The 8,989-nt window shown below is 68.2% G+C and carries 9 protein-coding genes and 1 pseudogene; 9 read left to right on the top strand and 1 reads right to left on the bottom strand.

Features of this window, described 5'->3' with window-relative positions; translation table 11 throughout:
* Positions 1 to 537: 537 nt before the first annotated feature.
* Entirely contained in the window at positions 538 to 1,215 is a 678-nt protein-coding gene (locus AB7O82_RS34685; RefSeq protein ID WP_428621495.1) for a DUF1062 domain-containing protein, read from the top strand.
* On the opposite strand, the gene AB7O82_RS34680 is transcribed toward AB7O82_RS34685, so the two are convergent.
* Positions 1,212 to 1,667, bottom strand: a complete 456-nt coding sequence (locus tag AB7O82_RS34680; protein WP_428552631.1) for a hypothetical protein — start codon at positions 1,665 to 1,667, stop codon at positions 1,212 to 1,214. The two genes, AB7O82_RS34685 and AB7O82_RS34680, sit on opposite strands and share 4 nt — an antisense overlap.
* Positions 1,668 to 2,060: 393 nt before the next feature.
* Here AB7O82_RS34680 and AB7O82_RS34675 point away from each other — a divergent pair, with 393 nt between their 5' ends.
* The 8 genes and pseudogenes from AB7O82_RS34675 to AB7O82_RS34640 form a co-directional block, all read left to right on the top strand.
* Positions 2,061 to 2,366, top strand: a complete 306-nt coding sequence (locus AB7O82_RS34675; protein ID WP_428552636.1) for a hypothetical protein — start codon at positions 2,061 to 2,063, stop codon at positions 2,364 to 2,366.
* 39 nt (positions 2,367 to 2,405) lie between these two features.
* Positions 2,406 to 2,546, top strand: a pseudogene (locus AB7O82_RS34670) (hypothetical protein); the annotation flags it as partial.
* Positions 2,524 to 2,853, top strand: a complete 330-nt coding sequence (locus AB7O82_RS34665) for a TetR family transcriptional regulator (protein WP_428621493.1) — start codon at positions 2,524 to 2,526, stop codon at positions 2,851 to 2,853. The pseudogene AB7O82_RS34670 and the gene AB7O82_RS34665, both read left to right, overlap by 23 nt.
* Positions 2,853 to 3,008 carry a hypothetical protein gene (locus tag AB7O82_RS34660; RefSeq protein WP_428552642.1) on the top strand — a complete coding sequence of 52 codons (156 nt, stop codon included), beginning with the start codon at positions 2,853 to 2,855 and terminating at the stop codon, positions 3,006 to 3,008. Before AB7O82_RS34665 ends, AB7O82_RS34660 begins: the two co-directional genes overlap by 1 nt.
* 100 nt (positions 3,009 to 3,108) lie before the next feature.
* Positions 3,109 to 3,576, top strand: coding sequence for an MAPEG family protein (locus tag AB7O82_RS34655; protein ID WP_428621491.1), 468 nt, complete (start codon positions 3,109 to 3,111; stop codon positions 3,574 to 3,576).
* 207 nt (positions 3,577 to 3,783) lie between these two features.
* The gene (locus AB7O82_RS34650; RefSeq protein ID WP_428621490.1) at positions 3,784 to 6,063 is read left to right on the top strand and encodes a mechanosensitive ion channel family protein; all 2,280 of its coding nucleotides are present in this window, start codon (positions 3,784 to 3,786) and stop codon (positions 6,061 to 6,063) included.
* A 184-nt stretch (positions 6,064 to 6,247) separates the two neighbouring features.
* Positions 6,248 to 7,327: an isocitrate/isopropylmalate dehydrogenase family protein gene (locus AB7O82_RS34645; RefSeq protein WP_428552653.1), complete on the top strand. Its 1,080-nt coding sequence runs from the start codon at positions 6,248 to 6,250 to the stop codon at positions 7,325 to 7,327.
* 139 nt (positions 7,328 to 7,466) lie between these two features.
* On the top strand, positions 7,467 to 8,989 hold a 1,523-nt coding region (locus AB7O82_RS34640; protein WP_428621489.1), incomplete at its 3' end, for an ABC transporter substrate-binding protein.

Here is an 8,989-nt window from a genome sequence, read left to right as displayed (position 1 = left end):
GCATGCCTTATCTCGGCCCGGTGGTCGGCAAGTACAGCGACTGGACGCCGCTGAAGGACCGCGGCGGACTGTTCCCCGAGGATATCGACAAGAAGGACCCGTGGCAGTTCAAGAACTTCAGGGTGACGTGACCTGATCATCGGCAAGGCACGATTGGTCGAGACGGGCGCGACGGTTCGCCTACCGCGTGCGTTGGTGCCCGTCTGCCAGCTTGACGCGAGCCGATCGATGATCGTGGCCTGAGTGCCGGGCATGCCGGCTTGTCAAACCCCGGCCCCTCGGCTACCCAGTGCGCCGTCAGCAGAAAGCGGTCGAGACCCCTTGCCTAAGTAATCGCCGGTCTCAGCAGTTCCCCGATCGTGCGGCGACGCTCATGCGGCGCCGTTTGTCTTTGCGCACGAGCTCGTCGGGGCGGCGGTTCGAGACCGGTTTGGCATTGCCTGACCGCGCGCGTCCATCCGACCGCCGACCGGGCTGCGCTCTGTCCGCTTCTCGACTCCTGCCTCTGCCACGCCGCGCCCTTCGTGGGCCTCGCTCTTGCCGCTGCTTCGCCGGGCTTCCCAACGGGAAGAGCAAGCCGGCGTGTTCAATACCTTACGCGTGCAATGGTCGATCGCTCCTCAGACAGCCCCTCGACCTTGGCTCAACTGCAGCCGATGTCGCGGTCCCCGCGGATTTCGCAGCAGCGGGAAGATCCGGGTCAATGCGAATGGCCGGCGCATCGATGCCTGGCTGATCTATCGATGCACGGCCTGCGACGGCACCTGGAACCGGCCCGTCGTGGAGCGCCTGGAGGTCGCCGCGCTCGATCGCCAGTTCCTGCTGTCGCTACAGGCCAACGAGCCCGATCTGGTCCGCAGCCTCGCCTTCGACGTCGCGGCGCTGAAGCGCTGGACCGGGCATGTGCAGGAATTCGACGACGTTTCGGTTGCCAGGCGCGCGCTCTCCGAGAGTTCGGGGCCGGTCCAGGTGCTGGAGATCGAATGCCGGGTGCCCCGGCCGATCGGGCTGCGTGCCGATCGGCTTCTGGCGAGCGAGCTGCAGGTGTCACGAAGCTGCATCAGGAGTCTGGAGAAGGCCGCGCGGCTCCGCACGGTTTCGCCAGGCTCGGGCCTCCGCCGATCGCTGCGTGACGGCATGCGCCTGATCATCGATGCCTCGTTCCTCCCCGAGGGCAGCGTCGAGCGGGCGGCGGGAACAGGCTGCGCGCTCTAGAAGATGCAGTCTCCCCGGGCGCTGGCCGGGATGGGGTCGGCCGGCATGTCGAGGCGGCAGTGATAGTCGAAGGCGGCGCGCCAGGGAGCGGCGATGCGCGCCTTCGCCTGGATGGGCAGGACGACGCGGCCGCCGCGGCGGTTAATCTGCTGGCGGCCGTAGCTGATCGTGGTGCCGTCGGGAAAGTACGCCTCGAAGACGCCGTGCCCCGCCGTCGAGGCGAACTCCAGGGTCAGGATGGCGCCGTCCAGGCATTCGAAGCGCGGGCCGCTCTTCAGGACGCCGGTTTCCGTGGTCTTGCCCGAGGGCCCCGAGATCGTCCATTGCGAGGTCGACTCGTTGCGTGAGGACTCGCCCTTCAAGGCGCCGCAGGTCACCGGATTTGTCGCCTGGGCTCCCACCCGGGTCTGGCCCAGCGCCGGGCCTGCAAGCACTGCCATCGCCAGCAGCATGCCAACTCTTCTCATCCGCTCATGCTAGAGCGATTCCCGATCTGCCGGAACCACGCGCCGGGGGCCGGGACGGCAGCTTGCCGGCCGAGCCGCGAATTCCACACTTTTCACCCTTCAGCCCGACGAAATCACGATTCCGTAACGCGCCGCGGACGCTCCGCTCCATGGTCATGGGCTTGAATGGCCTCATCGACATCGACCGGAGGCCATGATGGAAGCTCTGCTTGAAAACCTTGCGTTTGCGCTCTTCGTGGCGGCTCAGCTGCTCGCCGTCGTCGCCGTGCCCGCCATGCGCTTCGACAACGGGGTCTCGGAGTCCCGGCCGCGGCGTGCCCGGAGGGTCGGACGCTCGCCGTCCCTCGCCGACCTGTGAGATTGCGCCAGGTTGTCGCCGTGAACGACGTCCATCGGCGCCTGGGACGCTCGGCTGGCGAGGTTGTCTCGACAGGGCAAGGCTCGTGGGTGCGGCGGGCTGTAAACGAGCTGCGCGGCCTCGTCTGGTCGCCCATGCTCTGGATCCTCCTGGGTCTGTTCGCCATGGCGGAGGTCGGCAACTGGGAAGTCGGCGAGGAGATGGCCCGCGTCTGCGAGCTGCTCGAGCAGGGCGAGATCGCCTCGGCCCCGCCCAACCTGTCGCGGGCGGAGATCGACGATATCTGCCGCAACCGCAGCCCCCGGGAACTCTACCGGTCGCGATAGCCGGCCCGCTGGCGTCGGCGCGGCGGACCAAGAGTTTGCCTGCAGTACAAACTCGACCTGGCGACGCTGCGCGCGCTCAGCCTGGAGATGGGGATGCCGGCGTCGAGCCGCGAAACGGCGGGCCTGGCGCTGCATCGCCTGATACCGAGTCTCCTGGATGCCTTCACCCGCCTGCTGGCCCTGCTCGAGGCGCCGGCCGACATCCCTGTCCTGGCGCCGCTGGTCGAGCGGGAAATCCTATCGCCTGCTGACGGGATCGACGGCGGCGCTGATGCAGTACATCGCGTCGCAGGACAGCAGCCTCGCACGGGTGTCGCGCGCCATCGGCTGGATCAAATCGCACTACCGCGAGCCGCTCACGATGGAGGCGCTGGCCGAGCATGCGGGGATGAGTCCGTCCTCGCTGCATGCGTACTTCAAGTCGGTGACGCGGCTCAGCCCGTTGCACTATCGCGCCCAGCTGCGCCTGCAGAAGCCCGCCGGCTGATGATCGCCGAGAGGCTGGAGGCGGCGCGGGCCGGCTTTCGCGTCGGCTACGAAAGCCCGTCGCAGTTCAGCTGCGAGTGTGTCCGGCTTTACGGCGCCGCGCCGGCGAACGACGCCGACCGGGCGCGAACGGCCGGAGGCCTCATCGTGCAATAGCGCAGTTGGCAGGAGCAGGAGGCGGCCGAGTGGCCCGCGTGCGGCGTTCGTCCTCATCACTTTGCATGGCATGATGGCCGGCAAGCACTTGGGGGGACCAATGGAGAAGCTAGGCCTGCACGACCCGCTGCTCGCGACCTACGCCATCGCCGCCAGCCTGATGATCCTCAAGGTCGTCGCCATGTCGTGGCTGACCGTGGTCCGCATGATGGAGGCCAAGGGCGGCTACCGGTCGCCCGAGGATCTCAAGAAGACGCCCCTGAACCCGGTGCCCGATCCGGCGCAGCTGCTGCCCAACGAGCGGGTCGAGCGGATCCGCCGGATCCAGATGAACGACCTCGAGAACCTGCCGTTCTTCCTGGCCGCAGGCTTCCTCTTCATTCTCACGCAGCCGTCCCTGGCGCTCGCCCGGTGGGTGCTCTACGGCTACGTGGTCTCCCGCCTGCTGCACTTCGCTGCCTACTTCACGGCGCAGATACACGAGGTCCGGGCTACCTTCTGGACCGTGGGCTCGCTGCTCCTGATCTACATGAGCGGGCGCACGCTGCTGGCGGCTCTCGGCGCCTGACGATCGATCGCCGGTCACGGCCAGATGCCGGGTCGACAGGCGACGTCCCGACCCAGCGCCCGGCTTGATTTGGAAGGATGCGAGGCGCAAAGCTCGTGCACGCGCGCTGCAGCGGAGCGATTGGACCGAGCAATCGACTTGCACGCCGGGTCGCGCGGAGCGACGCTGTATCGCCATGGCCGGCGAAACTTGGGGGTGGATGGCCACATGATCCGGATCTTGATCGTGGCGGTGCTCGTCGCCCTGCTTGGCGCGCCGGCGCATGCGCAGAGCACGCCTCCGGCGTTGCCGGCGGGCATGACGCAGCAGCAGTTCGACGCCCTGGTCGACGCGATCAGCAACTCGGTTGCCGAGAAGCTCAAGGCCGAGGGCGCGACAGCGCCCGCCGCCGCGCCGCCCGCCACCGCGCCGCCCGTCGCCAAGCCGGCGGCGTCCGACAGCAAGGGCAAGGGGAGCAAGCCGCCGCCCGGGCCGAAGATCGTCAAGGTGCCGCCCAAGGAAGGGCCCAACGCCTTCACGGTCTTCTTCGAGCGGGCCGACGCCGTGCTGAGTGCCACGCCCGTCATGCTGGGCCAGCTCGGGTCGATTCCCGGCCGACTCGATCGAAGCGCGCAAGGCGGCCGCGGCGCGGGCGGCTTCCTTCTGCTGCTGGGCATCATCGCCGCCGTGGCGGTGGCAGCCGAAGCGATGCTGCGACAGGTGCTGGCGTCGGTGCGCGGCCGACTCGCGGCCAAGGTCGCGCCCGAGCACGGCTTGCACTCGCTGGCCAGCCTCGGCGCCGTGGCGGCGCTCGATGGCCTCGGCGTGCTGGTCGTCTGGCTGGTCTGCCATGCCGCCGCCGGCGCGTGGTTCGCCGGCGGCGCGCCGCAGGACCGCTTCGCGGTCGCTGTGCTGACGGCAATCTGGGAATGGCGCCTGTTCGTGCTGCTGTTCCGCGTCGTGCTGCAGCCCGACATGCCGGCCGCCCGCCTGTGTACCGCCGGCGACCGCGAGGCGCGCCTGATGTATGGGCGCATCTCGGCGGTGCTGCTGCTGATGGCGACCGGCCGGCTGCTGATGGCGGTCCTTCGCGCCCTCGGCACGTCGCCCGACGCCCTGGCGAGCTATCAGATCATGGCGGCTGCGATCTATCTCCTGGCCTTCCTGTGGATGGCGTACGGATCGCGCGAGTCGGCGCGGCAATGGTTCGGCGGCCTGGCAGTCGTGGCCCCGGTAATGGGGCTGGTCGGCCGACACTGGATCCCGGGAGCGCCGCTGTTCTTCGCCGGTCTCGCGGTGACCTTGTCGTACGGGGCCATCTCCGGTCGCCCCAATACCGGGCAGGCGATGGCGCTGACCCTCGAGCTGGTGGTCGGCCTGCTGCTGTTCGAGACCTTCATGCAGGCCTTCGTGCGCCGCCTGGATTCGCAACTGAAGGGCCGCACGCCGGCCGGCGACACGCCCAAGCTGCCCGACGTCGTGGCCCGCTGCGTGCGGGTCGCCGTGCTGATCGGCGTGGTGGTGGCGATTGCCCAGAGCTGGGTGGTCGGCGTCCTCGGCCTGGTCGACGAGAGCGGCTGGGCCGCGCTCACGCACTCGTCGAGCACCGCGGCGGTGACGCTGTTCATCGCCTTCGTGGTCTGGGAGCTGTTCAAGTACGCCACCGACCCCTACATGGCGCGCAAGAGCAAGGATCCGGCCGCAGCGATCGCCGACGGCGACGCCGCGGCCGGGCCGGCCTCGCGCATCAGCACCATGATGCCGCTGCTCCGCCGTGCGGCGGCGGTGCTGATCGTCCTCATCGCCGTGATGATCGCGCTGGGCGATTTCGGCATCGACATCACGCCGCTGATCGCCGGCGCCTCGGTGTTCGGAATCGCCATCTCGTTCGGCAGCCAGACCCTGGTGCGCGATATCGTCTCCGGCCTGTTCTACCTGTCGGACGACGCCTTCCGGGTCGGCGAGTACATCGATGCCGGCCGCGCCAAGGGCACGGTCGAGGGCTTCACCCTGCGCTCGATCAAGCTGCGCCACCAGAACGGGCAGGTCCACACCATCCCGTTCGGCCAGCTCGGCCAGATCACCAACTTCAGCCGCGACTGGATCACGACCAAGTTCAACCTGCGCTTCGCGCGCGACACCGACCTCGAGAAGCTGCGCAAGGCGGCCAAGAAGATCGGCATGGAAGTCGCCGAGCTGCCGCAGTTCAAGGACGAGATCCTGGCGCCCTTCAAGATGCAGGGCGTCGCCGACATCGTCGAGAACGCGGTCCTCGTCCGCTTCAAGTTCACGGCCAAGCCCGGCAATCCCGCGGCCATCCAGCGCGAGGCGGTGAAGCGCCTGATGAGCACCTTGCCGGGACTCGGCATCGAGTTCGCCAAGGAAGGCGCGCGCGTCGTGCTGCAGACCTCGGGCCCGGTCGACGCCATCCAGCCGCAACCCGACGGCACGCCGGGTCCGGAGAAGCCCGCTCCAGGCAAGCCGGCGCCGGCGCTGGCCGCCGGGTGAACGCCTGGCGCGATCTGGCGACGGCCCGATCGCTCGTCAACCCCTGGGTCGGCGTATCCGCTCAGGCGCTGCACGCGACGCGGCGGCAGAATACGACTACGTGCCAGGTCTTCACCGGGGTGACGCGGCGCCCAGGCAGGCGACCGGCCTGGAGTGTCCGGCGAGAAGCAAGGGGAGAACTTGAATGGACATCGTGGTCATGCCCGGCGACGGTATCGGTCCGGAGATCACCGCTGCCACACTGAACGTCCTGCGGGCGGCCAACGAGGCCTTCGGCCTCGACATTCGCTACGAGATTCACGAGATCGGGCTCGGCACGCTGAAAACGCAGGGCACCACCTTGCCGCCCGCCGTGATGGAGCGCGCCCGCGCCGTCGACGGCGCCATCCTGGGGCCGGTGTCGACCTTCGACTACCCGATGCGCGCCGAGGGCGGCATCAACCAGTCGGCCGAGTTCCGCATCGGGCTCGATCTCTACGCCAACATCCGCCCGTGCCGCTCGCGGCCCGGCCTGTCGCTGTCGCACACGCCGATGGACCTGATCATCGTGCGCGAGAACACCGAGGGCTTCTACGCCGATCGCAACATGTTCGCCGGCACCGGCGAGTTCATGCCGACGCCGGACATGGCGCTTTCGGTGCGCAAGATCACCGCGCAGGCCTGCGAACGCGTGACGCGGACCGCCTTCGAGCTGGCACGCGGGCGGCGCAAGAAGGTCACCGCCGTGCACAAGGCCAACGTGCTGAAAGTGACGGACGGGCTGTTCCTGCGCGAGGTGCGCAAGGTGGCGGCCGAGTTCCCCGACATCGAGCTCGACGAGCTGATCGTCGACGCCGCCGCCGCGATCCTGGTGCGCGACGCCCAGCGCTTCGACGTCATCGTCACCACCAACATGTTCGGCGACATCCTGTCCGACGAGGCGTCCGAGCTGTCGGGCAGCCTGGGCCTCGGCGGCAGCCTCAACGCCGGTGCCGGTTACGCCGTCGCCCAGGCCCAGCACGGCTCGGCGCCCGACATCGCCGGCCGCGATCGCGCCAACCCGGTGTCGCTGATCCTGTCCTCCGCCATGCTGCTCGACTGGCTCGGCGCCCGACATCGCAACAACGCCCTCGGCAATGCGGCCGTTGCGATCAACCGGGCCGTCGACCAGGCACTGGCCGACCCCGCCACGCGCACGCCCGATATCGGCGGGCCGCTCGGCACGGCGCGCTTCGGCGAGGTCGTCGCCCGGGGCGTGATGAGCCAGGCGGCCAGGGCCGCCTGAACCACCGCCTGCCGACGGTCAGGCGCGATCCGCAAGATTTGACGTGCGAACGGTCTTGCCCGCTTCCCTCGGCCGGCTTCTACTATCGGCCGGGGGGAGGCTCGATTTTTGCTTCGGTGACGGGGTAAGGGGGCAAGCCATGCTTCAATTCAGGAAATCGATGACCGCGCTCGCCGTGCTGGCCAGCGCCTGTGCGACGTTCGGCGGAGCGACGGCTCCGGCAAGCGCGCAGACCACGCTCAAGGCGGTGATGAACTCGGACCTCAAGATCGTCGATCCGATCTGGACCACCGCCTACGTCCAGCGCGCCTTCGGCTACATGGTGTGGGACGTGCTGTTCGCGCTCGACGAGAATTACGAGGTCAAGCCGCAGATGGTCGACAAGTGGAGCGTGTCGGACGACAAGCTCACCTGGACCTTCACCCTGCGCGAGGGGCTGGTGTGGTCGGACGGCAAGCCGGTGACTGGCGAGGATTGCATCGCCTCGATCAAGCGCTGGGGTGCGCGCGATTCGATGGGCCAGAAGATGATGGCCTCGGTCGCCGGCTTCGAGACGGTCGATGGGCGGACCTTCAGGATGAAGATGAAGGAGCCCTACGGCCTGGTGCTGCAGTCGCTCGCCAAGCCGTCGTCGAACGTCGCCTTCATGATGCCCAAGAAGACGGCCGACACCGATCCCTTCACCCAGATCAAGGTCGAGGACGTGATCGGCTCGGGCCCGTTCCTGTTCATCGCCAAGGAGTGGAAGCCGGGCGAGAAGGTGGTGTTCCTGAAGAACCCGACCTACAAGCCGCGCGCCGAGCCGCCGTCGGGCCTGGCCGGCGCCAAGCTCGCCAAGGTCGACCGCATCGAATGGGTGTGGATCCCGGACGTGCAGACCCAGGTCGGCGCCCTGCAGAACGGCGAGATCGACATGCTGGAAGCGCCCAGCCTCGACATGCTGCCGCTGTTCGCCAAGGACAAGAACATCAAGCTGTTCAACTACAACAAGCTCGGCAACCAGTACGCGTTCCGCTTCAACACGCTGCACAAGCCGTTCGACAACCCGAAGATCCGCTACGCCGCCTCGGTGGCGTTCGGCCAGAAGCCGTTCCTCGAGGCCACCATCGGCGATCCCAACTACTACCAGGTGTGCAAGCCGATGTTCGTCTGCGGCACGCCGCTGGCCACCGAGGAGGGCATGCAGGGCATCCTCAACCAGGATGCGGCCAAGGCCCGCGCGATCCTGAAGGAGGCCGGCTACGACGGCACGCCGGTCGTGCTGATGCAGTCGACCGACCTCGGCGTGCTGACCAACATGGCGCCGGTCGCCAAGCAGCAGATGGAGGCGGCGGGCTTCAAAGTCGAGATGCAGTCGATGGACTGGCAGACCCTGGTCGGCCGGCGCACCAAGAAGGAGCCGCCGGACAAGGGCGGCTGGAACGCCTTCATCACCGGCTGGGCCGCCGCCGACATCTTCAACCCGGTGATGGCCGGCTTCTTCAACGCCTCGTGCGACAAGGCGATGTTTGGCTGGCCGTGCGACCAGACGATCGAGAAGCTGCGCGACCAGTTCGCCAAGGAGACCGATCCGGCGAAGCAGAAGCAGATCGTCGTCGACCTGCAGAAGTACTGGGTCGAGCATCCGACCCACGTCAATCTCGGCCAGTACCGCCAGCCCTT

Origin of the sequence: Reyranella sp., from assembly GCF_050185545.1 — a bacterium.
Lineage (GTDB): Bacteria > Pseudomonadota > Alphaproteobacteria > Reyranellales > Reyranellaceae > Reyranella.
The sequence above is the reverse complement of the archived record's forward strand: the minus strand, read 5'-3'. Positions and strand labels throughout refer to the sequence as shown.

Excerpts from the sequence above, each read along its gene's own strand:
- AB7O82_RS34680 (WP_428552631.1), bottom strand. The coding sequence starts at position 1,667 with ATGCTGCTGGCGATGGCAGTGCTTGCAGGCCCGGCGCTGGGCCAGACC.
- AB7O82_RS34665 (WP_428621493.1), top strand. The coding sequence starts at position 2,524 with ATGCCTTCACCCGCCTGCTGGCCCTGCTCGAGGCGCCGGCCGACATCC.
- AB7O82_RS34660 (WP_428552642.1), top strand. The coding sequence starts at position 2,853 with ATGATCGCCGAGAGGCTGGAGGCGGCGCGGGCCGGCTTTCGCGTCGGC.
- AB7O82_RS34655 (WP_428621491.1), top strand. The coding sequence starts at position 3,109 with ATGGAGAAGCTAGGCCTGCACGACCCGCTGCTCGCGACCTACGCCATC.
- AB7O82_RS34650 (WP_428621490.1), top strand. The coding sequence starts at position 3,784 with ATGATCCGGATCTTGATCGTGGCGGTGCTCGTCGCCCTGCTTGGCGCG.
- AB7O82_RS34645 (WP_428552653.1), top strand. The coding sequence starts at position 6,248 with ATGGACATCGTGGTCATGCCCGGCGACGGTATCGGTCCGGAGATCACC.